Source organism: Acinetobacter towneri, from assembly GCF_017498585.1.
GTDB classification, from domain to species: Bacteria; Pseudomonadota; Gammaproteobacteria; order Pseudomonadales; family Moraxellaceae; genus Acinetobacter; species Acinetobacter towneri.
The window spans coordinates 1,717,186-1,741,284 of the sequence record NZ_CP071766.1 but is presented as its reverse complement, the minus strand read 5'-3'; the positions used below and the strand labels follow the sequence as shown (position 1 = coordinate 1,741,284).

The following is a 24,099-nucleotide window of genomic DNA, read 5'->3' as shown; positions in this document are numbered from 1 at the left end:
TATTCCAATATTTTATTTGTGCGAGATTTTAACTGAAAACCCTCAACGAATGAATGCGTTGAAGCCGTTTATTGACATTATTAATAAAAAACGCGCCAATTGGCGCGCTTTCTTGGCATTTTAAAAGATTATGCTACTGAATCTTTTAAACCTTTACCCGCTTTAAAGCTTGGTACTTTGCTTGCTTTAATTTCAAGTGTAGCACCTGTTTGTGGGTTACGACCTGTGCGAGCAGCACGCTCTTTCACATTAAATGTACCAAAACCAACGAGGGTTACAGTATCACCCGCTTTAAGCGCTTCAGTAATAGAAGCAATTGTTGCGTCTAAGGCCTTACCTGCATCAGTCTTAGACAATCCCCCTTTCTCTGCAATTGCATCGATTAATTCTGATTTATTCATGAAAATTACGTCCTCTTAATATCGTTTATTTAAGGTCCAGAGATTTAATTTAAATTACCGTAACGCCTTTATAGCAATGCTTTGAGGGTAAAAGCAATACTCCCTGCACGCTTTTATGCAAAATAAATGGTAAAAACGATGGAACTGTTAGCCTCTATTCAGTTTTGCCCTAAAATACCCGATGTATAATAAAGCAACATCCTTTAAGCCCCCTTTCCACAGAATTACTTTTTCGCGACATCTTCTTTTAATTGTTTATTTTCTTCAATCAACGCATCGACTTTGGCATGTAATTGCAGTACCAATTGCTCCAAATGTTGTAGGTCTTTTGCTGTCACCAAGCCAATTCTATTTAAAGAATGATTGACGCTATGGTCAATTAAACGCTCAACTTTATCTTTAGTATCAATGACCGACTCTTTGGCTTTTTCAGACACTTTTTCAACTGTTTGATCGGCAATTTCTGTAGTTTTAGATTCCAATTCCTCACCCACCTTGACCAGAGAGTCAAACAATTTATTGCCTTCTTCTTCTGCGCGTGAAAATGCACCTAAACCTGCTAGCCAAATTTGCTTGGTATATTTACGAAAATCGAGTGATGATTTACGTCCTGAGCGTAATTTATCTTTATTTTTCAATGTGGTTTCTGATTCAAGCAAATGCTCTTCTACGCTATCCGTCGTTTTTTCCATGAACCTCTCTCCTGCTTATTTTATGCGCACATAAATGTAATAAACCTACAAAATGCTTTCATAATAGCAAATTAAATACTTGATCGTTTTGCTAAACTGTTCTACAAAGCAAGATTATTCGCTGCGCTTCTTAGAATGTATTCTCAACGAAGCGCAAAACAAGGAATTCAACTTTAGATTTAGGGACTTGATTTTATGAGTGATTCGCAACAAAGACAAAGTAATCCACATTTGTTGCTGACCATGCTCATGATTGTGCTGGAAACAATTTTTAGCTTTATTCTAAAACATGATCGTGTGGTCGCTTTGCAGGCTAAAAAGTTTGTCGACCAGAAAATCACCATTAAAATTAATAGCTATATTCCTTATTTCGACATTTACGTGGAATTCAATCCAAACGGCATCTTATTTGACAGCAAAGCACCTGAACAAGCTGTCGATTTAGATGTGCGCACCACCCTCATAGATTTATTTAAAATCTTTATTTTAGGTAATCGTCGCAGTATTAAACACATGCGTATAGATGGTGACATTACCCTTAAAGATGAGTTTCGTGATCTAATTTTGCATTTTAGTGCACCCAAAGTTTTAGCTGACTGGAAACAATGGCTGAAAGAAGCACCGCAAGAACAAGAAGTGATTGGTTCTAAAAAGCGCATTGCCCCACTTTTAGACAAAATTGATGAACAACGCTCTAAGATCAACACCCTACAAGTTGAGCTTAAACAGCATAAAAACCGTATTCGTCGGATTGAACGTCGTCAAAAGCGCATTAACATCGTCTTTGGTGTAATAACAGTACTATTAATTACGTTATTAGTGTATAATTTATGGATCGTTTAAACGCATTAAAATATCAAGAAAAACAGCGTAAATCCTCGCGCACAATATCACAATAAAATACTTGACTAATTTAGTCGGGATTCATAGAATACCCATATCTAGTCTAATCATGTGTATCGAATCATGCGCTTAACAACTCGCGGTCGCTACGCAGTGACTGCTCTACTTGATTTAGCTTTGCAGCCAACTGAACAAACGATCACGCTTGCTGAAATTGCAGCCCGTCAAACTATTTCTGTTGCTTATCTTGAGCAGTTATTCGCAAAACTTAAGCGCCACGGCTTAGTGTCTAGTGTTCGCGGTGCTAACGGTGGTTACCATTTAGCACGTAGTGCAAATGAAATCACTGTGCTAGAAATCATTGAAGCCGTAAACGAAACTGTTGATGCAACGCGTTGCGACCATAAAGGCAACTGTCAAAATGGTGCAATGTGCTTGACTCACGACTTATGGCAGGAACTCTCCCATCATATTGCCGACTATCTCGCTAAAATCTCACTTGCTGATTTAGTTGCGCGTGACAACGTACAAACTGTTGCCATTCGCCAGAACACAGCACCGTTTGATTCAGCTCTGTTATCGGTTACAGGTATTTGACATGAAACGTCCAATTTATCTTGACTACGCAGCAACCACTCCTGTAGATCCTCAAGTTGCAGAACGCATGATGGAGTGCCTGACTTTTGATGGGACTTTCGGTAATGCCGCTTCTCGTTCGCACGCTTATGGCTGGCAAGCAGAAGAAAAAGTTGAATATGCACGTGAACAAGTTGCGAACTTGATCAAAGCAGACCCACGTGAAATCGTGTGGACTTCTGGTGCAACAGAATCAGATAACCTTGCACTAAAAGGCGTAGCACAATTCTATGCGTCTAAAGGCAAACACATTATTACCTCTAAAATTGAACACAAAGCCATTTTAGATACCTGCCGTGAGCTTGAATCTGAAGGTTTTGAAATCACCTACTTAGAGCCACAACCACAAACAGGTTTAATTACCCCTGAAATGGTTGAAGCAGCAATTCGTCCAGACACCATTTTAGTATCATTGATGATGGTGAATAACGAAATTGGTACGATAACCGATGTCGCTGCAATTGGCGAAATCACCCGTGCTAAAAAAGTCTTCTTCCACGTCGATGCTGCGCAAGCTGCAGGTAAAGTAGAAATTGATTTATCTACCTTAAAAGTAGATTTAATGAGCTTCTCTGCACACAAAATCTATGGTCCTAAAGGGATTGGTGCGCTATTTGTACGCCGCAGTCCACGCGTACGCTTAAAAGCACAAATGCATGGTGGCGGTCATGAACGTGGCATGCGTTCAGGCACACTTGCAACCCACCAAATTGTAGGTATGGGCGAAGCATTTGAACTTGCAGGCAAAAACTTGGCTTCTGAACAAGCCCGTTTACGTGTATTGCGCGACAAACTTTGGAATGGCTTGAACACCATGGAACAAGTTTTCCTGAATGGTCACCCAACACTAAACGTAGCCAACTATTTAAACGTCAGCTTCAACTTTGTTGAAGGTGAATCTTTAATGATGTCTCTTAAAGATGCTGCGGTATCTTCAGGTTCTGCGTGTACTTCAGCGACTTTAGAGCCATCTTATGTATTACGTGCACTAGGTCTTTCAGACGAACTTGCACACAGCTCAATTCGTTTCAGTTTTGGTAAATACACCACTGAAGAAGATATTGATCATGTCCTAACTGTGACTAAAGCTGCTGTTGAAAAGTTACGTGAACTTTCACCGCTTTGGGATATGTATAAAGAAGGGATTGACCTTTCTAAAGTAGAATGGACTGAACACTAATTCATCCCAAATCTAATGGCTTTGACAGGAAGCCATTAGATTGATAAAGGTAATTTCACCCCCATATTTATATTAAGGCTGACCCCGAGGTTTGGAGAAGCGACATGGCTTATAGCGATAAAGTAATTGATCATTACGAAAACCCTCGTAATGTTGGCGTTTTAGACAAAAATGCTGAAAACGTTGGTACAGGTATGGTGGGCGCACCTGCATGTGGCGATGTAATGCGTCTGCAAATTCAAGTGAATGACGAAGGCGTGATTGAAGAAGCACGTTTCAAAACTTATGGTTGTGGTTCTGCCATTGCTTCTAGTTCTTTGGTTACTGAGTGGCTTAAAGGTAAAACTTTAGATGAAGCACAAGCGATCAAGAACATTGATATTGCTACCGAACTTGCCCTTCCACCAGTGAAAGTACACTGCTCTGTATTGGCAGAAGATGCAATTAAAGCTGCTGTAGAAGACTATCGCAGCAAAAAGACCAAAGCTTAATTTGCTAAGTTTTGTGGAAAAACAAACGGAGTTTTCATGATCAATTTAACTGAAAATGCTGCAACTCATATCAGCAATTACTTAAAGAATCGCGGTAAGGGTCAAGGTATTCGCGTTGGTGTGAAAACTTCAGGCTGTTCTGGTTTGGCTTATGTACTCGAATTTGTAGATGAAGTCGATACGCACGACCAAATGTTTGAACAGTTTGGTGTTAAAGTTTTCGTTGATCCGAAAAGCCTAGTTTACCTAGATGGCATGGAAATGGACTATGTCAAAAATGGTTTAAACGAAGGTTTCGAGTTTAACAACCCCAATAAAAAAGGTGAATGTGGCTGCGGTGAATCGTTCACGGTATAACGCCACCTCCCTCTTTTTAGCTTAAAACAGTGTACAATACACTGTTTTAATTGCATTTATGCAGCCAATTTTGCACACTAATCGCGGATTCCATCTCCCATGAATCATTTTGAGTTGTTTAATCTTCCTGTTGCACTCGATATTGATTTCGCTACTTTAAAAGCTGAATTTTTAAAGCTACAGCAGCAATATCACCCCGACAAAGCCGAAGACAAAGATCAAGCCTTGATTAAATCTAGTAAAATTAATCAGGCGTTTAAACAACTCTCTGCGGTAGACAGTCGTGCTGCATATTTACTCTCATTGAAAAAGCAAGATTATCATCTCGATCAATCCATCCATGACTTTGAATTTTTACAAGATGCCTTGGAAATTCGTGAGCAATTGGATGATGCCAACTGTGCCGATGACTTACAGTCATTAAAGGTTGAAGTACAACAATGGGTTGATGGCTTAGTCCGTGAATTTAAAATTGACTATGCCGAAGAAGATTGGGCAGAAGCGCGTGACACTGTGCGTAAATTACGCTTTTTCATGAAAGTTATGGCTGACCTAGACAAAGCTGAAGATCGTTTCCTTGATGATGACAGTTTTGATTTAGACGATGATTTTTAATTTTAGTTTGTATTTTAATATTTAACGGGCAAAGGATTTTACATAATGGCGCTCTTGCAAATTGCAGAACCAGGTCAATCAAGTGCACCGCATGAACATCGCATTGCGATTGGCATTGACTTAGGCACCACTCATTCATTGGTTGCCACAGTTCTTTCTGGTAAAGCCAAAGTCTTGCATGATGAGCAAGGTCGCGTGCTACTGCCTTCTATCGTCCATTATGCAGAGCAAAATACACATTATGGCAATGCTGCTGCGCCATTTATTACTACAGACCCTAAAAACACGATTGTTTCAGTCAAGCGTTTTATGGGTCGTTCTAAAGCGGACATTAAATTTCAACATCCATACACGTTAGTGGGTGAAGACAATCAAATGCCTGCTTTTGAAACAGCTCAAGGCCGTAAAACACCTGTTGAAATTTCGGCAGAATTACTTAAACAACTCAAAGACCGCGCAGAAGCCAGCTTACAAAACCCTGTAAATGGTGCAGTGATTACTGTTCCTGCTTATTTTGATGAAGCTCAACGCCAAGCCACACGTGACGCTGCCGAGCTTGCAGGTTTAAAAGTATTGCGTTTATTGAATGAACCGACTGCAGCAGCGGTTGCCTACGGTTTAGATCAAGACACCAACTTGGCTCAAGACCGTAACTATGTGATTTACGACTTGGGTGGTGGTACGTTTGACGTTTCTATTTTACGTTTCTCTCAAGGTGTTTTTGAAGTTTTAGCCACAGGCGGCCACACTGCTTTAGGTGGTGATGACTTAGATCGTCTGATTGTAAAATGGGCAAAAAAACAGCTGAATATTGAAAGTTTAGATGATGCAGAATATGCACACTTTATTGTGTCTGCACGTAAAGCCAAAGAAGCGCTCAGCAATGCAGAAAGTGTTGAATTAAAACTGTTAGAGCACACGCTGCAATTAGACCGCGCAAACTTTGAAAGTATTATTCAGGTTGCTTTAGATAAAACCATTAGTGTATGCAAACGTGTATTACGCGATGCCAAACTTGACCTAGATGACATTCAAAATGTAGTTTTAGTTGGTGGTTCAACACGTTCTTATGCCGTGCAAAAAGCTGTTCGTGAAGTATTTAATCAAGAACCATTATGCACAATTAACCCAGATGAAGTGGTTGCAATTGGTGCATCAATTACCGCCAATCAACTAATTGGTAACAGCAAAGATGGTTCGTTGCTATTAGACGTTACCCCACTGTCTTTGGGTTTAGAAACCATGGGCGGTTTGGTGGAACGCTTAATTTCACGCAATACTGCAATTCCTGTAGCACGTCGCCAAGAATTTACCACTTATCAAGATGGCCAAACTGCCATGTTGATTCATGTGGTACAAGGTGAGCGTGATTTGGTAGAACATTGTCGTAGCTTAGGTCGTTTTGTGCTACACGGTATTCCACCAATGACTGCGGGTCAGGCACGCATTGAAGTTACGTTCCAAGTCGATGCTGATGGCTTGCTCAGTGTTTCTGCTAAAGAAACCACTTCTGGTGTGACTGCAAATATCGACATCAAGCCATCTTATGGTTTATCTGAAGCAGATACCGAGCGTTTGCTGCTAGATGGTTTCAAATATGCAGAAGAAGACAAGCAATTGCGTCATTTGCATGAAACCAAAGTTGAAGCACAACGTGAACTTGAAGCTTTACAACAAGCCTTAAAAGTAGATGCACAACTATTAAGCCCAGAACAATTAGAAGCTTTAAATACTGCCAAAGCGCAGTTGGAAGCCGAATTGACTGGACAAGACATTAAAGCCATTGAACATGCTGTTGAACAGCTTAAAATACACAGTGATGCTTTTGCTGCAATTCGTATGAATCAACATATTGATGCAGCACTTAAAGGCACTAAACTCGACGACTGGTCAAACTCAAACTAATTTAAGGTAAAGATTATGCCACGTATTAAAGTACTTCCACATGCGCAATTCTGCCCAGAAGGTGCTGAGTTTGAAGTCGAACAAAATGCCAACTTATGCGAAAGCTTACTTGAAAATGGCATTAAAATTGAACATGCTTGCGATATGTCTTGTGCATGTACCACTTGCCACGTTGTTGTTCGTAAAGGCTTTGACAGCCTAGAAGAAATGGATGATGTTGAAGCTGACTTATTAGACCGTGCTTGGGGTTTAGAGCCTGATTCACGCTTATCTTGTCAGGTTAAAGTGGTCAATGAAGACTTGGAAGTCGAAATTCCAAAATACACCATTAACCATGCTTCAGAAAATCATTAATCATAAAATGATGCTAATTCTAAAAAACTGCGCTACGGCGCAGTTTTTTTATTGCACAACTTTAGATTTAAAATTTTTGAGGATTTAAAAGTTAAACGAGATCTACATTATAAGAAAAATTTTAGTGTTTTTCAGGAATATGAGTTTTGGCAATTTCTTCAACAGGTGGATGTTCAATCACTTCATCTTCAAGATTAAGTTTTACAATGCCCTGTGAGTTGGTCAGCTTTTGCTGCGTTTGAATTCTTTTAATCATTTTTTCTAATACGGTAATTAGCTCAGGATATTCAAAATTCTGCACTTCATCCAAATTAAGCAACAAATGAAAACCTTTATATTCGTAGTCAAACCAACGCTGATAATCCGACTTGCTGGCCGCATATTTTTCCATCACTTGCCAAGTTTTTACAGGACCTTGAATCCCCTTTAAAAAGATCGGTGCTTTCGGAGCACACAAATAATCATTTTTAATCAGTTTATAAGTGTCATCTGAAAGTAAAATTTCATCAACTTCGGCCGCACTTTGCAAACGCGCAGCTAAGTTAGCATCACGCCCAACAATGGTATATGCCATCCGATGTGCTGCACCGTAGTTCCCAACGTGGCAATATCCTGTACTGATACCCATACGAATATGTAAAGGCGGATAGCCCATTTTGACCCAACGTTCGCGTAACAATTTCATTTGCTGACGCATCGCAATAGCCATCTCTACACAAGTTTTAGCATCTTGTTCAACACCTTGCGTATTTGGATCACCAAAGAAAATTAAAATCGCATCACCCATAAACTTATCCACCGTCGCTTCATATTGCTTGGCAATTTCGGTCATGTGGCTTAAATAATCATTGAGCAGGAATGCTAAATCATCTGGAATTAGTGTTTCAGAAAGTTCAGTAAAGCCTTGAATATCAGAAAAGAAAATCGTCATTTTTTTACGTTTATATTCAATTTTCGCTTCCGACTCACCTTTCATAATCGATTGCCACAACTGCAAAGGTGCATAGCGACTAAGCTGATTCGCAAATTCCATATAGCGGTTCATTTGTGTGTAGTAATGGTCTTTCTTTGCCGTGGTATAGCGGATACGACGTGCCTGATAGGCACTGCCCATGCCAAAGTAAAAGATCATACATAAAAAGGCTAAAATCGTAAGTTCGGTACTGCTTTGTTCAAAATATTCGTTAAAACCAAAAATAAAAATATTACAAAAATAAAAAACTGTGACCGCCAATAAGGATGCCAATGCCACCAAAAAGAAAGAAACTTTAATATAAATGGCGGTATATAGCAGCGCAAATAAAGCGGCAAAAGTAAGTACCAAATTCAGATGTACCGCAGACAAACATACTGCGACTACCACAATATCAATAATAAACAGGATATTACGCTTGGCTTGATGACTATATTTATATTGTAGCCAACGCGAAAATTTAGGAATTATCAGTAATAAAAAAGTAAGAAAAAACGGAAGGTAAATTTGATAATTGGTATCGGCGTAGGTGTAGTGATAGACCACCATAATCAGGGATAAACTTGCATACCCGACTAAACGATGCAGAAATTCGAATTGTTTGGGATCTCTTTCCATCCAATTGTACATGAACACCGCGGCCTACTCCAATCTAGGATTAAAAAGCCACGCATCCTGCGTGGCAATTCATTTCAATTAATCCATTCGCCAGTCAAATGGCATATCGCCTTGACCACGCAGAGCAAGCATCAAGGTTTGACGCATGTGAGCCAAAACTTCATTGCTGTATGGTACAGCTGGCGTACCCCAAACTGGTTTAGGCCAAGCCACATCATTTTGATAACGCACGACGTGATGAAAATGCAATTGTGGAACCATATTACCTAAAGCCGCCACATTCATTTTATCGGCACGGAATACACGTGATAATTGGCTAGATAACCAGCTAGATTCACGTAAAAATTGTTCTTGGTCTGCCTGGCTTAATTCGTATAGTTCTGTAACCCCTGGCACACGTGGAATTAGAATTAACCAAGGGAATTGCATATCATTCATTAAACGACATGTTGACAGAGGAAAGTCGCCTACAAAAAAAGTATCTTGAGCAAGTTGTGGATGCAAACTAAACATATCTTTATAAATGACGCAAATTGTAATGATGGGTAATACTATCACATCCCTAGTGAACTGAGTATGATTCCCATCATGTTTCGATGTAAATAAAGTGCAATTTTAACCAAATTCATCATAAATAATATTCATTATAGAATCAGAGGTTTCTTAGCAAATATTCATAAATTTACCGATATGATATTTGGATCAATTTGCATTTTTAAACTCAGCTGTGCAAAGTTTTTAGCAGGCTGTTTAATAGATCGGCAATAAATTGAATCCGCTTTTCAGCTTCCTCCAACATCACCATCACTTTTAAACGCTGTCCACCATCCATACGGAAATAGGTCGGATGTTTTTGCATCATTTGAATGATGCTCATGGCTTGCACAGGTGTATCTGGTGAAAATTCGATATGACCGCCATTTGTACCAATATCAATTTTAGTGATGCCCAACTGCTCTGCTTTTAAACGCAGTTGATGTACAGCAAATAATTGTTTCACCGCTTGTGGTGGAATACCAAAACGGTCAATCAACTCCATACGGATATGATCAAGCTTTTCTTGAGTATCGGTATTACTAATGCGTTTGTAGAACAATAAGCGCTGATGCACATCGCCCAAATAATCATCTGGAATTAAAGCAGGCATGTGCAGGTTGATTTCTGCAGTTAAAGACAATGGTGCATCGAAGTTAGGGGTTTTACCTTTTTGAATGGCTTTGGTGGCTTTTTCCAGCATTTCCATATACAGGCTATAACCAATAGCTTGCATTGAACCGCTTTGTTGCTCACCCAGTAATTCGCCCGCACCACGAATTTCTAAGTCTTCGGTTGCCAGCATAAAACCTGCACCCAAAGTTGAGGCACGCTGAATCGCATCCAAGCGTTTTTCAGCATCGCCTTTTAAGCCCTTAATGGAAGGTACCAGCAAATACGCATAAGCTTGGTGATGCGAACGTCCAACACGACCACGTAGTTGGTGCAACTGCGCCAATCCGAGTTTATCTGCACGTTCAATTAAAATGGTATTGGCATTTGGAACATCAATCCCTGTTTCAATAATGGTTGAGCAAACCAACACGTTATATTCTTTATGATAAAACTGCTGCATGACTTGCTCTAATTCACGCTCGCGCATTTGCCCATGCGCAACTGCAACCCGCGCTTCTGGTACCAATTCACGAATGGTTTCAGCACTACGCTCAATGGTTTCCACTTCATTATGCAGGAAATACACCTGACCACCACGTAACAATTCACGTAAAATGGCTTCTTTCACCGTATCGCCTGTATGCTCTTGCACAAAGGTTTTGACCGCTAAACGGCGTGCAGGTGGTGTAGCAATAATGGATAAATCGCGCATACCGCTAAATGCCATATTTAAGGTACGTGGAATTGGCGTTGCGGTTAAAGTCAGCATATCCACATCGGCGCGCAGCGCTTTAATACGTTCTTTGTCACGCACCCCAAAACGATGTTCTTCATCGACAATCATTAAACCCAACTGCTTGAACTGAATATTTTCTTGCAGAATTTTGTGCGTCCCAATCACAATATCGACTTTGCCTTCAGCTAAATCTTCAATGGTTTTTTGATGAGATTTGCTTGAACCAAAACGCGATAAGACTTCAATACGCACAGGCCAGTCGGCAAAACGGTCTTTAAAAGATTCATAATGCTGTTGTGCCAACAATGTGGTCGGAACCAATACCGCGACTTGTTTATTATTCTGTACCGCGACAAATGCAGCCCGCATGGCGACTTCGGTTTTACCAAAACCAACATCACCACAGACCAAACGATCCATTGGTTTTGCCAGTTGCATGTCATGTAAAGTCGCTTCAATTGCATTGGCTTGGTCTAGGGTTTCTTCATAAGCAAAGCCACTGGCAAATTGCATATAAAGACTATGATCCAACTCAAAAGCAAAACCCGGTTTAGATTGACGACGTGCCTGAATATGCAGTAATTCTGCTGCCACATCGTGAATTTGTTCCAACGCTTTGCGTTTGGCTTTATTCCATGCATCTGTGCCTAATTTATGCAAAGGCGCAAGGTCTGGATCACCACCGCTATAACGGCTGATTAAATGCAAATTGGTAACAGGTACATACACTTTTGCAGCATCGGCATAATCAAGTTGTAAAAACTCATGCTCTTGCTCATCAATATTTAAAGTAATTAAACCTGCATAACGCCCTACGCCATAATCAATATGTACCACAGGTGCACCAATGCTTAACTCGGTCAAACTGCGAATTAAAAACTCTTCAGAAACTTCCTGCTGACGTTTACGACGGCGCTGCACCACACGATGTTCATACAACTGATTTTCTGAGATTACACTCAATTGATCTTGAATGACCAAGCCGCGATCTAAAGGTGCATTGGTAATCGCAATGGCTTGTAAAGACTGCTGAAATGCCTCAAAACTCTCCACTTGTGGAATTTCACCCAAAGCGGCACGCAACGCATCTTTTAAGGTTTCACGACGACCTGCACTTTCTGCCACCAATAAAACAGGATGATTGGCCGCATCAATATATTGCTTAACGGCATGAAAGGGTTGTTCTTGTTTAGGATCAACCGCCAAACGTGGTGGTACAAGTGTGCTTAAGTTCACTACACCTGCTTTTTGCTCAAAAGCTTCGGGCGATGCAATCACACGTCCAAATTGATTCAGTTGTTCTAATAATTGATTTGGTTGTAGGAATAATTGCTCAGGCGGCAAAATCGGCTGGTCGATGTTATGACGTCTGTCCTCATAACGATACAGCACATCTTTCCAAAATTGAGTTAAACAGTCATCCACCGCCTTATCTGTAATGACAATGCAATGCTTTGGTAAGTATGAAAGTAATGTATTTTGACCTTCAAGCTGTGCTTGAGTGAAGAATAACGGAAAATAAAACTCTAAACCAGGCGATGCAATGCCTTCTAACACATCCTGATACACAGGGTTCTTTTTCGGGTTTGCCGTTGGGAAACTTTCTGCATAGCGGTCACGGAAAATCGCACGACCTTCTTTTAATGGAAATTCTTTGGCGGGTAAAACCGTAAAATTCTGCAAACTTTGGGTGGTACGCTGCGTTTCTGGATCAAAAAACTTTAAGGTTTCAACTTCATCATCAAATAAATCAATACGGATGGGTGCTTCCTGTCCCGAAGCATAAATATCCATAATACTGCCACGCACAGCGAATTCACCATGATCATAGACTGTATCGACCAGATGATAGCCTGCTTGTACCAAACGCTGCTTTTGTTGTTCCAAAGCAAACTTTTGCCCAACACGAATATCGAAATGCTCGCCTAACACCCATGAGGTTGGTGCAACACGTTGTGCCAAAGTGGTTGCCGAAACCAACAATACACCTTGCTGCGGCATATTGGATAAAATCGCCAAACGCTCCGACACAATATCTTGATGCGGTGACAAGCGGTCATAAGGCAAAATTTCCCAATCGGGGAAAATAGTCGGTTTTACCCCGTAAAATTCTAATTCGCTTTCTAACTGCGCCAAATGTTGTTGATTGCGCGCGACAATCACAAATAAATGCTGATTCTGCTGACCAATTTCTTTAAATAATAATGCTGCGGCAGAACCTTGTAGATTACCAATCCAGCGTTTTTCGCCAGCTTTCAGTTGTGCTAAATTGAGTTGGGAAATTTCGTGTTGGAACATGTATATAGCTTTAGGGTCTAAACAACATGGGGCTTATACTAGCACGATGAATTGACGGTTTTACGTAATTTTTTTCATCCACCATTACAGCGTATTTAATTGCAAAATTTTATAAAACAGCGAGCTTTAAAGTTTGATACACACGCCTCTTTACTTTTGATCACGTAAAAACTGTCGATAATAATCATTCAATTTTTTAACAATCGCTTTAAATTCCAGTAAGTTTTCTTCGGTATTACCAAGCATTGTGTTAAAACGCTGTTGCGCAATTTCCAGATCAATTTTTTCATTGATAATCATAGCTGTAGAATACAGCTGTGCCAAATCATCAAACTGCTGCATACGGCGGTTGGATAAATAATTTAAACGCTCTGCCAAAACATCGTTAAGCAAAATACCATCGACAATATAGCCTTGTTCCGCATCCCATTGAATATTCTGTGCTTCTAAATAGGCAATTTCTTCGAGATTGGCTTTATTTTTAAACAACCCTGTAAGTTTGCTGAACATTTTGAACCTATAAATTGGCGAAATCAAAGTGAATGCTGCAGAGTTTAAATGCTTCACTAAAATAGATGCAACTGATCAGGGTGATTTATGCTCCCCTGATGTTATAAGTCAGTGTTTCAACCCCACTTTGCTTAGGCTATTTATAATGATGCATATTTTGCATCCTGCCAAATGCAAAAAAGCATCTTGAAGATGCTTTTATAACAATCAAAAAATGACTTAAAGCTTATTTGCCATAAGTTTGCTGTAAATACTTCACAATCTTGGCCGATTCAAAAAGCTGAGTCTGGGTATTTGGATCGATTAAAAATGGGACTTGAATATTATCACCCATAACTTTTAATACCTGCTCACGCTTACCACCTGCCAGTGGCACATATTTACCCGGTTTTAAACGTAATTTTGCCAAGCCTTGATCTTGCCAACGCTCTTTGGCTACATTATGAAATTTGAATGGCAACTCCAGTTCAGTCAATACACCACGTACTACACGTGTATAAGGACTTCCCTCAAAACCCCACAGTTCAATCAGTTGTTCAGGTGCAGCGCGCTCTACAATTTTCTGGTTAATCCACACACCACGTGCACCATTCAATAACGTGCCTGCAAGTGCAACATAAGGAATTTTAGGAAAATGCGCGTATTTTTTTGGCGTTTTTCCACTTTTGCCATAATGTTTGAATAAATGATGAATGATCTGCTGTGATTCATAGAGCTGATCACCTGTATTTTCATCAATTAAAAATGGAAACTGAGTTTTACCACCCAGTTGTTTCACCAAAGGTCGATATTTTGTGCCGCCTTTGGGGCATGGATAAACCTCATAATCCAAATTTAACAAGGTCATGACTTCGCGTACACGACGGCAAAATGGTGAACCTTCAAACTCATATAACTTTAAGGCTTTTTCGGGTTGCTTGGGAAATGCTGTCCCATTCACACCGCGCCCACCTTCGGTAAGCATAGATGCCATTGCCTGAATGACTTTAATTTGATGATGCACCATTTTGTTTTCCTTGTGATGTGCTCAGCAATTTGATGGCTGTGCCATCAAACCGCTTATAAATCGACCAATTTTCCCTTTGCCACAATAATACCGTTGTTATCGGCATAGACATAATCGCCCGAATTAAAAGTGACTTGTCCAAAATGCAAACTCACATCTACTTCACCCACGCCTTTGCGGTTACTTTTTTGTGGAATTGAAGCCAAAGCATGTACGCCTAAATCAAGTGCTGCAATTGCATCGACATCACGTACACAGCCGTAAATAATCACGCCATTCCAGTGATTTTTCACTGCAGATTCAGCAATCAAGTCCCCCATTAAGGCACAGCGCATAGATGCCCCACCATCTACCACCAAAACTTTGCCCGTGCCATCGGTTGCCAACAACTCTTTTACACGCGAGTTATCTTCAAAGCACTTTACAGTCACAATTTGACCGCCAAAAGTTTTACGTGCACCGTAACTTTTGAAAAATTTGCCATCCAAAGATGGAATCACCACTTGAAGGTCATGTTCTGGATGGTCATCTAATAAGTCACAAGTTACGAATGGTACTGTAGACACGTTGTTCCCCTTTTACTTGGTTTTTTGTATTTGTAAATTATCATAAATTTGGAATTTATGAATTTGCGATTGCGCTGCCTCGACCATAGTATGAGCCACTTGCGTAGCACTTACTGGCTTATATGTAAAATGATCGGGAATAAATCGTGATATTTTAAGATACAGCTTTTGTCCTAAATCTTCTAAACGCCGTTGTTCGTTGCGCTCACCCAATAATAAAGATGGACGCAAAATTGATACTTTGTCTAAATCCAAACTTTCAATATATTGTTCTAGCTCACCTTTGACACGATTATAAAATACGGCTGATTTGGCTTCTGCTCCCAAAGCACTGACCAATATGTAATGCGTACCCTTCGCCTGCAATAATTCGGCAAAATGTGCATTGATGGTATAGTCCACAGCATAAAATCCCTGCTTTGAGCCTGCCTTTTTTAAGGTTGTGCCTAAACAACTGAATGCATGACTATAACCGCTCACATCTTCATCATTGAGCAATAAAAAGTCTTCGAGGAGTAACGTCTGGACTTTTTCTAAGCGATTTAATTCCGAGCAAGGTCTACGCAAAACAACGGTGATATTTTTACATTCAGGCAGCTGATTAAGCTGTTTGACCAATTGCTGCCCAACTAAACCATTCGCACCAATTACAATTGCATTTTGAATAGAATTTGTCATTTTTTAAACAATCTCTGAGGCTTAAAGCTAATCTACCTGTTTCTTTCTGATTTTTCTGCAGCTAAAATGTTGTCAAAGCATGTCAAGACTTGACTTAACTGTCTAGTTTCATCAAAATATGGCACTTGTTTACGGGCTGGTGATAATTCTTCTGATGTTGGTTTTCGGAAGTAATTGCAGCCCGCCCAGACCAATCTATTTCAAGGAGTGCACGAGTGGCAAACTCTGCTCAAGCTAGAAAACGTGCTCGTCAAAACGTTAAAGCACGTAAACACAACGCAAGCTTACGTTCTATGGTTCGTACTTATTTAAAACGCACAATCGCTGCTATTGCTGCAGGTGATTATGCGGTTGCTACTGAAGCTTACAAAAAAGCTGTTCCAGTAATTGACCGTATGGCTGATAAAGGCATCATCCATAAGAACAAAGCAGCTCGTCATAAGAGCCGTTTAAACGCTCAAGTTAAAGCTTTAGCTTCTAACTAAGTGTTAAACAAAAGAAGCCCGTTAAGGGCTTTTTTTGTGCCTGCTGTTTCGATAATTTATCAAATTAAGCAATCTTTAGTTTCTGCACGCCAATTACATCACTTCAAATACACCTGCCACCATAAAATAAAAAACACCTCCTGAACTGGTCAAAAGGTGTTTTAAATTAATGAAGATGAATAATTCAGACGAAGAATTATTTCAGCATCAGTCGTAAATTTTGTGGACTTAAATAAGCCAGTTGCAAACTGTTATTAGCCTTTAATTGCGTCCATTGCTGATTCGCACCACCTGTGCAACCATAACGAATTAAACGCGCGCGGTTTTCTTTTAGGTAGCCATGCTCTAAATCAAAGCACTGATTCCCCTGACGAATCGTTCCCGAAGCTGTGTGCATTTCCCAGACCTGACTGTCTTTAGATGTACTGCAGCTTGCAAGTGAGACCACATTGCCGTTGTTGGTTAAGCACTGATCCATTTCTGCTTTGCTGTGAATACGCCCCAAACCATCATAAATCCACTGCTCAGTTGCATCGCCTGTACAGCCACTTGCTCCACTAATGTAAGCATTTTTCTGACCACTCGCCAAAGTTTCAACTTTCAAACAGTTATTTCTGTTTTTCATTAGTGTTGCTTCAGCCACAATATTTTCATTGCCTAAACCCAATCGCTCCACAAAATTGTGCAATGCTGTTTCCGCTTCAGGCTTAGTCTTTTCTAAATCGGCACGATAAACATTCATCCAGCGGTTTAAACGATAAATCGTATTTTGCTGTTGTTCATAACGCTGTAATTGTTGCTGTGCAGTTGCACTTAGCTCTTGACGATAATCTGCATAAGAATCATACAATAGTTGTGCAGCAGGTTTTAAAGCCACCACAGCTTGACTGGCTTGCGCTTCCAACTGCTTCTGAAAATCAGGCATTTCAACTTTTCTTAAAGCTTCATAGCCATGTGTACGACCAATTTTTACCGCAGGTTGAATACTATCGCTATATTGCGGAATATTCAGTGTCGATAATAACTTCTCGGCATGATTGGCTTTTTTACAGTATAAATTCACCTGTTTTGGCTGCTCAGCAAGTGCTAAATTGACATGCAGTTTATTGGCATTGCTGGTCATACGGTTAGGTGCCAATGCCACGTTCTGATTACGATTGGCATATTGAACATCTAACCAACATGCGGCATTTTCAGCAGCACGATTTGCCCCAGGTAAATTATAAACATTACCCCAGTTACTGCGTGCAGCAGGATACAACACACCTTGCTGAGTTTCAGGATCATATCCGCCAATAATAGTAATTACAGGCACACCAAATAAGCGCGGTTTTAAATAGTAACCATCGGCACTGTTGTACCAAACCTGATTGGAGCTTGGTACTTTTGGATAAACCACTTCCATTTGGCGTGTGTCTTTATTCCAAATTTTATAACCACTTGGTGAGCTTTCATCCCAAACATGTCGCGCCCCAAAGTGGGGTTGAATCCGAATATGGGTACTGTAACCCGTGTAATGGGTATAACGCGAAATGCTACTGTTGGTTGCACCACCTGACATCGCATCCCAACTATAAGCATATTGTTTCAGGAAGTTAGGCACACCATTTTTGCCATCACCCAAGTTTCGAGTATGCCACGCTAAATTACCGCGCATTTTATTACGATACGCAATATAGCCCCAACCGCTGTCTGCATGGTGTGCAGCCCAGAACATATTTTCACCTTGTGAACCCGGATAATGCCCTAGACCATAATGATGTCCAATTTCATGGCTGAACTCGTTGCCCACAGAATCATACAGAGTCAACATACCATTACCGCCACTTAAACCATGCGTTTGATCACCATTTGTATATTTACCTCGTGCATGATGGGCAATTACAGTTTGTGTAAGTTGTGGCTGTTGCTGACTTTGCATAGAGGCACTGGTCACACCCCAGTTGGCTAAGTTAATTCCCACACTCAAGGTCGATTTTGCAGTATTTTCCCGCATGTCCCCCGAATAGACACCACCTTCACCCGCACTTTGGGTATCGTAAATCGTGCCGTTGGCGACCATCACTCGATCTAGCTGAATGTCATCATATTTTGCCACGGTCATTTGTGCCGCAGGAATGGTTTGGAAATAATCGGTACCCGCTTTTTCAGGCTCTAATAACATATAATGCCCGCCCGATTTCGGTGGTGCAGTTAGTAGACCGATACGAATATTATTGAGTACCAATTCACCCGGTGCGGCAAAATCAATTTTTTCTGCTTCGAGTGCACCAGTACGGTTTTTAGAATCGACCAAACGCAGCTTTAAACCGGGACGTACTTCATCCCAATTTAATTTAGCCGACCACGCACGCTTACTATACAACACCTCAGCACGACCATCTTGATTGCTCTGGTCTGAAGCAGGAATCTGGGTTGGATCAAGTAAAGCAACACGACGTAACAAGCGTTCATTTTGATACACTTCAAGCTGCAAAGTGTCGATATTGTCCATGCCCTGATTTGGTGTAACCAATAATAATGCTTCTTTTTCTGCGGTCAAACGTGGCATTTTTTTCGCCTCGTTACCATTCGGATCAACCACATGCCCTTGAGCAAATTGAATCATTGCCTGAAAATCACCTTCTAAATCATTACGCACTTCACGTGATTCAGAATTGGCGTTGTAATCATAAAACCCAAGTGCCGATTGATTGATGACATCTTGTGTAGGTTCAGGGTAAGGATTAGCCACATTACCCACAGGTGGTTGCTGAGGAATTTCCAATGGTGTTGGATTTTCTTGATTTGAATTCCCAGCGGCATCCCCATCGCCACCACCACATGCAGCAAGCATGGATGATAATATACATACGCTTAATAGACTAAGCGAAAACCGAGTCACACTTTTCATTATTTATTCCACCCCAATGTCAATTTATGACAAAAAATATAAAAATAAACACATATTTTTCAATGGCTTGTATTTTTATATTAAATAGATGTATAAAATTATGCAATTCTCAAGTTTCATATCGCTTTATATTTTCAACACAATTTTATTAATTTTTCTTTATAAAAATCAGCGAATTTTTAAAGCAGCACACAGATTGATAGACAATATTTGATCGAGTTTGCGCTCACAACTGCATAAAATGAAGGAAAAAAAGAGAATAAAATTTGAATTATTTTTTTTAATTTCTGACAGACGGTATTCTATCGTACTGAATGGATAGCACTAGAATATGCGTTCAATGTTCTGCTTAAACTTTCTGACGAAATTGCGAGATATCTAAAGTGTGAATCTGACCGCGCCAAATCCATTTTAGCTTGGATTCTAAAAACTCATCACCTTCAAACCAAACGAATAAACCTTCCATCATATCTGGCCAATCGGCTTGCGTGACTTCATTACGTCCAGAAATTACCGCGATAATTGCAGCTAAAATCGTATCATGACTCACAGCCAAACTCAGTCCGTATTGGTTGGTTGGATGGGTGTTATAAATCAGCTCAAGGACATCCACGACACCATGAATCGGATGTTTCATGCCGGGCAAGGCATTATTCACAAAACTATTAATAAAGCCTAAAGCACCCTGTTTCTGAAAATATGGGCCTGCCTGTTTGATATCAAGTACAAAGCTTCCTGGTTCCACCAATAAACCTTGTTCTATAATTTCAATGTGATGGGTATTGGGTTCGAGGGTAATGCCATCTGCCCCACGAATCATTAAAGCAGCCGTATCGACACAACGCTGAATAGGACTTGAAATACAGTGTTGAATCACCCGATCTGTATTTCCAACCAAGTAGCCTCCCCATGCTTCGGCTAAATCGCGACCTTGTTCGGTCAATTGTAAATTATAGCCAGCCAAACCCTGACCAACGACAATTTCACGAATAGAATGACGTGTAAACAAAGTCACAGGCGTCTGAGCATCAGGCAATAAATCAATTGCTTTAAGCATACTTGCAGGGAGTAGTTCTAATGCCATGATCTAGCCAAAATTTTAACTTGGTTGCTTGACACTATACCATGTTCAGCACTTTGCTCAATCTGACTTCGCCATAAGTCCAAGTGCTTGTAAGGCAATCTGTTTCATCTGCGTATTTTTATAGGCGATAAAACCACCATTTAACAATGTATCGCGCTGATTATATAAAAATGCCCGTCCCTGAAAATCGACCAATCCACCACCTATTCGTTCCAATAAACATTGTCCTGCACTGGTGTCCCACTCAGAAGTCGGATGAAAACGTGGGTAAATATCGACACGATCTTCCAAAATCATGCAGAATTTATAAGCACTACCTGCTTTTAGTTCTTCAAAATTGGTCAACTGCGCCAAGCTTTTTAAATAGTCTGCATAGTGTGATTTTTTTTGACTACTGTGGCTTAATCCAATTTTTAGAACTGAAGATGTTACCGTGGGTTCAGACTGATAGAGATACCATTGCTGAGTTAAAATATGATATTTCAATGGCATACCCTGTTCAGGACAAAAATAAATAGTTTGCTCGCCTGGTACTGCAAGTACTGCAAAAGTTGTTTGCACACCACAAATTAAACTTAAATTAATGGTAAATTCAGGACGTTGATGTAAAAACTCTTTCGTGCCATCTAAAGGATCAAGCAACCAAAATTGCTGCCATTGCTGACGTTGGTCTTGCTCACCTTCTTCGGACAACACAGGTAAATTGGAGATTTTTGCCAAAGCCTGCATTAAATAATAATTGACTCGATAATCGGCTTGCGTAACAGGAGAATCATCAGTTTTCTTTTCTACATCAAAAGCAGCACCTGAACAATAATCTTGAAATTCCTGATTTAAAATTTCACACGCCTGCTGCACGATTGGCAATAACTGTAAAATTAAAGTATGCGTTGGCGCCTTTGTTTTTATAAACATAACTATCCTTTTTAGACTGTATCTAAAGGTCTAATTTTTCATTACTTTCATAAAAACATTGTAATAAAATTTACGGCTGATGCGTAGATAAAATTTAGTGGCTAGATATGCTAAATCAAGACTTTATGTGTCAAGGCAATTCATTTTTACTTGAGTTTTTTATTTATTGAGTGCTTAGTTAATTAATCTTTAAATGGATTGGATAATCTTTTTTTAAACATCGATAAAGTGAGTGCACCACTAACCAATAATAAAATACCCACAATCACCAAATAAGTTTCACCACCAAAAAAACCAATAATAATTGCAGCAATACCCAATAAACCCAAAATAGTGGTAATGGCAATTCCTAAAATAGACATCACAATTCCTTTTAAATTTATTTAATCATGAAAAATTGTCAATATTCTCAGGTATCGTTCTGTCATATTCATGCCTCTTTTGATAGTTAAAGCGTAACATTTGAGCGCACCTTGCCACATTTATACACAGAACTTATACTGAAATAGACTAAACACAACCTATTACATTTTACTGAGTTTGCTGAATAGCTTAAGTGCAGATTATGACAACTTGATGCATTTTATTTAAAAAGATTCTTTCTTAAATCATTTTTGAATCACTGCAAAGGAAATTCCCTTTCCTTTTAGGAGACTTGCGGAGCATGCTCCTCAGGGAGAGGTTTTTTATAAGAACCCCCTCATCCACTTGCGGAATATACTCCTCATCCTGAGCAATACATGGCGTAAAAGAAGGGACTTTCAATACTAATTTTACTGATCATTTATGATCAAATTTCGACTTATAAAAGGATTCTAATTCAGGTTGAACCATTCATAGAATTAAGGTATAAAAAAGCCCGATCTGCATCAATCGGGCCAGATTTAAAGGTACACAAATTTGTATACATAATCAAAATCACTAGAATTTTAAATCAAAAAATTAATCAATCCTTTTCTAGAAAAGTTAACTCTCCCTCATCTGAGGTGATTTTAATTTTGACTTTACGATAACTACGTTTATCTGGGTTTAATGCCGACTCTGAAACATGATGGGCGAATTTTTCATCGCCCATTAAATGCGCAAATAATTTATAGCCGATACGCATTTTCTTAATTTTTTTCTTCTTTTTCTCAAACTCATCGAGTTGTTTATCTAAGTGTTTTAAATCTAAATACTGTTGTTCAGCCATTACTAGCTCCCTAATTTAAAAAATTTACCATTCAATTTCTATGCTTGTACAGACAAACAAATACAGAAATATGTCAAAAAAATTGTTTTTGTGAACGCTACAGTTACTTTTTACAACTGCCCCATCTCACCTAATTTATATGCAACGCATGTACAGTGCTTATTTATTTAGCCTAGCACAATTTGGCGAATAATCAGACAGTATTTTGAGTTATGCCTCAAGCATGTTTAAATGAGCCAGTTTTATTTGCCTTTTGGCAATTGCTTAATGGTTTAGGATGTCTAAATGCACAAAAATATCATCATGTTTGACATGGACGGAACGCTGTTAGATCTCGCTTATGATGATTTTATTTGGAATGAACAACTGCCTATTCGCTATGCAGAATTACACGCCTGTTCTTTAGAGCGCAGCAAAGAAATTTTATACGATTTTTATCAAGCGCATAGCCACACCTTAGAGTGGTATTCCTCACGTTTTTGGACGGCTAAAGTGGGTGTAGATATGCTTGCGATGCAACTTGAATATAAAGATCAAGTCACGTTGCGTCCACAAGCTATCGAGTTACTGGAATATTTAAAAAATAATGGCTATCACATTTGGCTCACCACCAATGCCGATTGTGCAGGTTTAGACTTTAAATTAGCACATACAGGTTTAGCAAAGTATTTTGAAGTGATTGTTAGTTCTGAAAGTATTGGTTATGCCAAAGAGCGCGTTGAATTTTGGCAAACATTGCAACAACAACATGCATTTAATCCTGAAGATTGCTATTTTATAGATGACACCGAAAAGGTGCTTAATGGTGCTAAAGCCTTTGGGATTGGACACTTATATAGTATTGCCCAGCCATCCTCAGCAAAACCTACGCGTCAGACTTGTAATTACCCTATGTTGCACCAATTAACAGATTTAATTCCTGTCTTAGAACAATTTGAGGACACTCAAAAATATGCCTAAAACTTCGTCCCACGAAGCCATTGAAACGATCCGAATTGATAAATGGCTATGGGCTGCACGTTTTTTCAAGACCCGCTCTATTGCAAAAGCTGCCATTGAAGGCGGCAAAGTACATCACAATGGCGAGCGCGTTAAAGTTTCCAAAGAAATTCGTGTGGGAACTGAGCTGACCATTCAACAAGGTTTTGATAAGAAAACCGTATTGGTCAAGGCATTATCCGGCGTACGCGGCCCTGCCCCTGTCGCTCAGCAACTTTATGAAGAAACTGAAGTGAGTATTGCACGCAGGGAATTGATTGCGACCCAAAGAAAGTTGCATAATCTAGCACGACCTGATCATCGACCAAGTAAAAAAGACCGTCGTGACATCAGCAAATTTAAACAAGAGAATGATCAGCAATTTGACCAATTTTGGTCATATAATGATGATTAAATAGAGCGTCACAGGCTGTCGCACAGCCCGTGATATAAATAGAACTACAGGACAAATTCTGTCACTATATTGCATGTGGAAAAGATTTAAGTAAATGCATCCACTTGAGTATATTGTTTCGTGACATCG

At 39.7% G+C, this 24,099-nt stretch carries 25 protein-coding genes; 11 read left to right on the top strand and 14 right to left on the bottom strand.

The annotated features are described in order from the left end of the window. Nucleotides 1–128: 128 nt before the first annotated feature. Together J4G44_RS08410 and J4G44_RS08405 are read right to left on the bottom strand one after the other, a co-directional pair. Complete coding sequence (locus J4G44_RS08410; RefSeq protein ID WP_004976639.1) at nt 129–401, bottom strand: HU family DNA-binding protein; 273 nt, start codon at nt 399–401, stop codon at nt 129–131. A 224-nt stretch (nt 402–625) separates the two neighbouring features. Beyond that, nucleotides 626–1,093, bottom strand: coding sequence for a phasin family protein (locus J4G44_RS08405; RefSeq protein ID WP_004976642.1), 468 nt, complete (start codon nt 1,091–1,093; stop codon nt 626–628). A 195-nt stretch (nt 1,094–1,288) separates the two neighbouring features. On the opposite strand from J4G44_RS08405, the gene J4G44_RS08400 reads away from it, so the two are divergent. From J4G44_RS08400 to fdx, 8 genes are all read left to right on the top strand, one after another. Next, entirely contained in the window at nt 1,289–1,936 is a 648-nt protein-coding gene (locus tag J4G44_RS08400) for a hypothetical protein (protein ID WP_004976643.1), read from the top strand. A gap of 123 nt (nt 1,937–2,059) precedes the next feature. After that, nucleotides 2,060–2,533, top strand: coding sequence for an Rrf2 family transcriptional regulator (locus tag J4G44_RS08395; protein ID WP_004976645.1), 474 nt, complete (start codon nt 2,060–2,062; stop codon nt 2,531–2,533). Between the two features lies 1 nt (nt 2,534). Continuing rightward, nucleotides 2,535–3,752, top strand: coding sequence for an IscS subfamily cysteine desulfurase (locus J4G44_RS08390; RefSeq protein ID WP_207973565.1), 1,218 nt, complete (start codon nt 2,535–2,537; stop codon nt 3,750–3,752). Between the two features lie 104 nt (nt 3,753–3,856). Beyond that, nucleotides 3,857–4,243 carry a Fe-S cluster assembly scaffold IscU gene (iscU, locus tag J4G44_RS08385; protein ID WP_004976649.1) on the top strand — a complete coding sequence of 129 codons (387 nt, stop codon included), beginning with the start codon at nt 3,857–3,859 and terminating at the stop codon, nt 4,241–4,243. 36 nt (nt 4,244–4,279) lie between these two features. After that, nucleotides 4,280–4,600 (top strand): iron-sulfur cluster assembly protein IscA, encoded by a 321-nt coding sequence (iscA, locus tag J4G44_RS08380; RefSeq protein ID WP_004976650.1) that lies wholly within the window; start codon nt 4,280–4,282, stop codon nt 4,598–4,600. Between the two features lie 99 nt (nt 4,601–4,699). Next, nucleotides 4,700–5,215, top strand: a complete 516-nt coding sequence (gene hscB, locus J4G44_RS08375; RefSeq protein ID WP_004976652.1) for a Fe-S protein assembly co-chaperone HscB — start codon at nt 4,700–4,702, stop codon at nt 5,213–5,215. Between the two features lie 45 nt (nt 5,216–5,260). Continuing rightward, nucleotides 5,261–7,120 carry a Fe-S protein assembly chaperone HscA gene (gene hscA, locus J4G44_RS08370; protein WP_104851921.1) on the top strand — a complete coding sequence of 620 codons (1,860 nt, stop codon included), beginning with the start codon at nt 5,261–5,263 and terminating at the stop codon, nt 7,118–7,120. 15 nt (nt 7,121–7,135) lie between these two features. Continuing rightward, nucleotides 7,136–7,474 carry an ISC system 2Fe-2S type ferredoxin gene (gene fdx, locus J4G44_RS08365; protein WP_004976656.1) on the top strand — a complete coding sequence of 113 codons (339 nt, stop codon included), beginning with the start codon at nt 7,136–7,138 and terminating at the stop codon, nt 7,472–7,474. Between the two features lie 121 nt (nt 7,475–7,595). Here the strand turns inward: fdx and J4G44_RS08360 are convergent, their stop codons facing one another. The 7 genes from J4G44_RS08360 to J4G44_RS08330 all read right to left on the bottom strand — a co-directional run bounded on the left by J4G44_RS08360 (nt 7,596) and on the right by J4G44_RS08330 (nt 16,008). Then, nucleotides 7,596–9,077, bottom strand: a complete 1,482-nt coding sequence (locus J4G44_RS08360; protein WP_004976658.1) for an adenylate/guanylate cyclase domain-containing protein — start codon at nt 9,075–9,077, stop codon at nt 7,596–7,598. A gap of 66 nt (nt 9,078–9,143) precedes the next feature. Further along, entirely contained in the window at nt 9,144–9,578 is a 435-nt protein-coding gene (locus tag J4G44_RS08355; RefSeq protein WP_004976660.1) for an HIT domain-containing protein, read from the bottom strand. Nucleotides 9,579–9,786: 208 nt separating this feature from the next. Further along, a complete protein-coding gene (gene mfd, locus J4G44_RS08350) occupies nt 9,787–13,248 on the bottom strand; it encodes a transcription-repair coupling factor (protein WP_154320768.1) in 3,462 nt (1,153 codons plus the stop codon). Between the two features lie 150 nt (nt 13,249–13,398). Further along, nucleotides 13,399–13,758 carry a hypothetical protein gene (locus tag J4G44_RS08345; RefSeq protein ID WP_004976663.1) on the bottom strand — a complete coding sequence of 120 codons (360 nt, stop codon included), beginning with the start codon at nt 13,756–13,758 and terminating at the stop codon, nt 13,399–13,401. A 226-nt stretch (nt 13,759–13,984) separates the two neighbouring features. After that, nucleotides 13,985–14,764 (bottom strand): glutathione S-transferase N-terminal domain-containing protein, encoded by a 780-nt coding sequence (locus J4G44_RS08340; RefSeq protein ID WP_096901432.1) that lies wholly within the window; start codon nt 14,762–14,764, stop codon nt 13,985–13,987. Between the two features lie 53 nt (nt 14,765–14,817). Then, on the bottom strand, nt 14,818–15,330 hold the full coding sequence (gene rraA, locus J4G44_RS08335) for a ribonuclease E activity regulator RraA (RefSeq protein WP_179997450.1): 513 nt from the start codon (nt 15,328–15,330) through the stop codon (nt 14,818–14,820). 12 nt (nt 15,331–15,342) lie between these two features. Beyond that, complete coding sequence (locus J4G44_RS08330; protein ID WP_131261459.1) at nt 15,343–16,008, bottom strand: NAD(P)H-binding protein; 666 nt, start codon at nt 16,006–16,008, stop codon at nt 15,343–15,345. A gap of 215 nt (nt 16,009–16,223) precedes the next feature. Between J4G44_RS08330 and rpsT the strand changes: the two genes are divergently transcribed. Then, the gene (rpsT, locus tag J4G44_RS08325) at nt 16,224–16,493 is read left to right on the top strand and encodes a 30S ribosomal protein S20 (RefSeq protein ID WP_004976669.1); all 270 of its coding nucleotides are present in this window, start codon (nt 16,224–16,226) and stop codon (nt 16,491–16,493) included. Nucleotides 16,494–16,689: 196 nt separating this feature from the next. Here rpsT and J4G44_RS08320 read toward each other — a convergent pair whose 3' ends face one another. The 5 genes from J4G44_RS08320 to J4G44_RS08300 form a co-directional block, all read right to left on the bottom strand. Beyond that, a complete protein-coding gene (locus tag J4G44_RS08320; protein WP_207973564.1) occupies nt 16,690–19,386 on the bottom strand; it encodes a M66 family metalloprotease in 2,697 nt (898 codons plus the stop codon). 349 nt (nt 19,387–19,735) lie between these two features. Beyond that, the gene (locus J4G44_RS08315; RefSeq protein WP_004976677.1) at nt 19,736–20,470 is read right to left on the bottom strand and encodes a histidine phosphatase family protein; all 735 of its coding nucleotides are present in this window, start codon (nt 20,468–20,470) and stop codon (nt 19,736–19,738) included. A 57-nt stretch (nt 20,471–20,527) separates the two neighbouring features. Next, a complete protein-coding gene (locus J4G44_RS08310; protein ID WP_131261461.1) occupies nt 20,528–21,385 on the bottom strand; it encodes a 3'(2'),5'-bisphosphate nucleotidase CysQ family protein in 858 nt (285 codons plus the stop codon). A 182-nt stretch (nt 21,386–21,567) separates the two neighbouring features. Continuing rightward, on the bottom strand, nt 21,568–21,747 hold the full coding sequence (locus J4G44_RS08305) for a hypothetical protein (RefSeq protein ID WP_004976682.1): 180 nt from the start codon (nt 21,745–21,747) through the stop codon (nt 21,568–21,570). A gap of 584 nt (nt 21,748–22,331) precedes the next feature. Beyond that, nucleotides 22,332–22,577 (bottom strand): hypothetical protein, encoded by a 246-nt coding sequence (locus J4G44_RS08300; RefSeq protein WP_004976684.1) that lies wholly within the window; start codon nt 22,575–22,577, stop codon nt 22,332–22,334. Nucleotides 22,578–22,862: 285 nt separating this feature from the next. Between J4G44_RS08300 and J4G44_RS08295 the strand changes: the two genes are divergently transcribed. Then, a complete protein-coding gene (locus J4G44_RS08295; protein WP_096901429.1) occupies nt 22,863–23,537 on the top strand; it encodes an HAD-IA family hydrolase in 675 nt (224 codons plus the stop codon). Further along, nucleotides 23,530–23,970 carry an RNA-binding S4 domain-containing protein gene (locus J4G44_RS08290; RefSeq protein WP_004976690.1) on the top strand — a complete coding sequence of 147 codons (441 nt, stop codon included), beginning with the start codon at nt 23,530–23,532 and terminating at the stop codon, nt 23,968–23,970. The genes J4G44_RS08295 and J4G44_RS08290 overlap by 8 nt, the downstream gene beginning before the upstream one ends. The last annotated feature ends 129 nt before the right edge of the window (nt 23,971–24,099 follow it).

Bases quoted from the DNA above. Each gene is read 5' to 3' on its own strand.
- J4G44_RS08405 (WP_004976642.1), bottom strand. From the start codon at position 1,093: ATGGAAAAAACGACGGATAGCGTAGAAGAGCATTTGCTTGAATCAGAA.
- J4G44_RS08315 (WP_004976677.1), bottom strand. From the start codon at position 20,470: ATGGCATTAGAACTACTCCCTGCAAGTATGCTTAAAGCAATTGATTTA.
- hscB (WP_004976652.1), top strand. From the start codon at position 4,700: ATGAATCATTTTGAGTTGTTTAATCTTCCTGTTGCACTCGATATTGAT.
- J4G44_RS08320 (WP_207973564.1), bottom strand. From the start codon at position 19,386: ATGAAAAGTGTGACTCGGTTTTCGCTTAGTCTATTAAGCGTATGTATA.
- J4G44_RS08410 (WP_004976639.1), bottom strand. From the start codon at position 401: ATGAATAAATCAGAATTAATCGATGCAATTGCAGAGAAAGGGGGATTG.
- J4G44_RS08290 (WP_004976690.1), top strand. From the start codon at position 23,530: ATGCCTAAAACTTCGTCCCACGAAGCCATTGAAACGATCCGAATTGAT.
- J4G44_RS08340 (WP_096901432.1), bottom strand. From the start codon at position 14,764: ATGGTGCATCATCAAATTAAAGTCATTCAGGCAATGGCATCTATGCTT.
- J4G44_RS08300 (WP_004976684.1), bottom strand. From the start codon at position 22,577: ATGGCTGAACAACAGTATTTAGATTTAAAACACTTAGATAAACAACTC.
- iscA (WP_004976650.1), top strand. From the start codon at position 4,280: ATGATCAATTTAACTGAAAATGCTGCAACTCATATCAGCAATTACTTA.
- J4G44_RS08330 (WP_131261459.1), bottom strand. From the start codon at position 16,008: ATGACAAATTCTATTCAAAATGCAATTGTAATTGGTGCGAATGGTTTA.
- J4G44_RS08355 (WP_004976660.1), bottom strand. From the start codon at position 9,578: ATGTTTAGTTTGCATCCACAACTTGCTCAAGATACTTTTTTTGTAGGC.
- hscA (WP_104851921.1), top strand. From the start codon at position 5,261: ATGGCGCTCTTGCAAATTGCAGAACCAGGTCAATCAAGTGCACCGCAT.
- J4G44_RS08305 (WP_004976682.1), bottom strand. From the start codon at position 21,747: ATGTCTATTTTAGGAATTGCCATTACCACTATTTTGGGTTTATTGGGT.
- J4G44_RS08295 (WP_096901429.1), top strand. From the start codon at position 22,863: ATGCACAAAAATATCATCATGTTTGACATGGACGGAACGCTGTTAGAT.
- iscU (WP_004976649.1), top strand. From the start codon at position 3,857: ATGGCTTATAGCGATAAAGTAATTGATCATTACGAAAACCCTCGTAAT.
- mfd (WP_154320768.1), bottom strand. From the start codon at position 13,248: ATGTTCCAACACGAAATTTCCCAACTCAATTTAGCACAACTGAAAGCT.
- J4G44_RS08395 (WP_004976645.1), top strand. From the start codon at position 2,060: ATGCGCTTAACAACTCGCGGTCGCTACGCAGTGACTGCTCTACTTGAT.
- J4G44_RS08400 (WP_004976643.1), top strand. From the start codon at position 1,289: ATGAGTGATTCGCAACAAAGACAAAGTAATCCACATTTGTTGCTGACC.
- fdx (WP_004976656.1), top strand. From the start codon at position 7,136: ATGCCACGTATTAAAGTACTTCCACATGCGCAATTCTGCCCAGAAGGT.
- J4G44_RS08310 (WP_131261461.1), bottom strand. From the start codon at position 21,385: ATGTTTATAAAAACAAAGGCGCCAACGCATACTTTAATTTTACAGTTA.
- J4G44_RS08390 (WP_207973565.1), top strand. From the start codon at position 2,535: ATGAAACGTCCAATTTATCTTGACTACGCAGCAACCACTCCTGTAGAT.
- J4G44_RS08345 (WP_004976663.1), bottom strand. From the start codon at position 13,758: ATGTTCAGCAAACTTACAGGGTTGTTTAAAAATAAAGCCAATCTCGAA.
- J4G44_RS08360 (WP_004976658.1), bottom strand. From the start codon at position 9,077: ATGTACAATTGGATGGAAAGAGATCCCAAACAATTCGAATTTCTGCAT.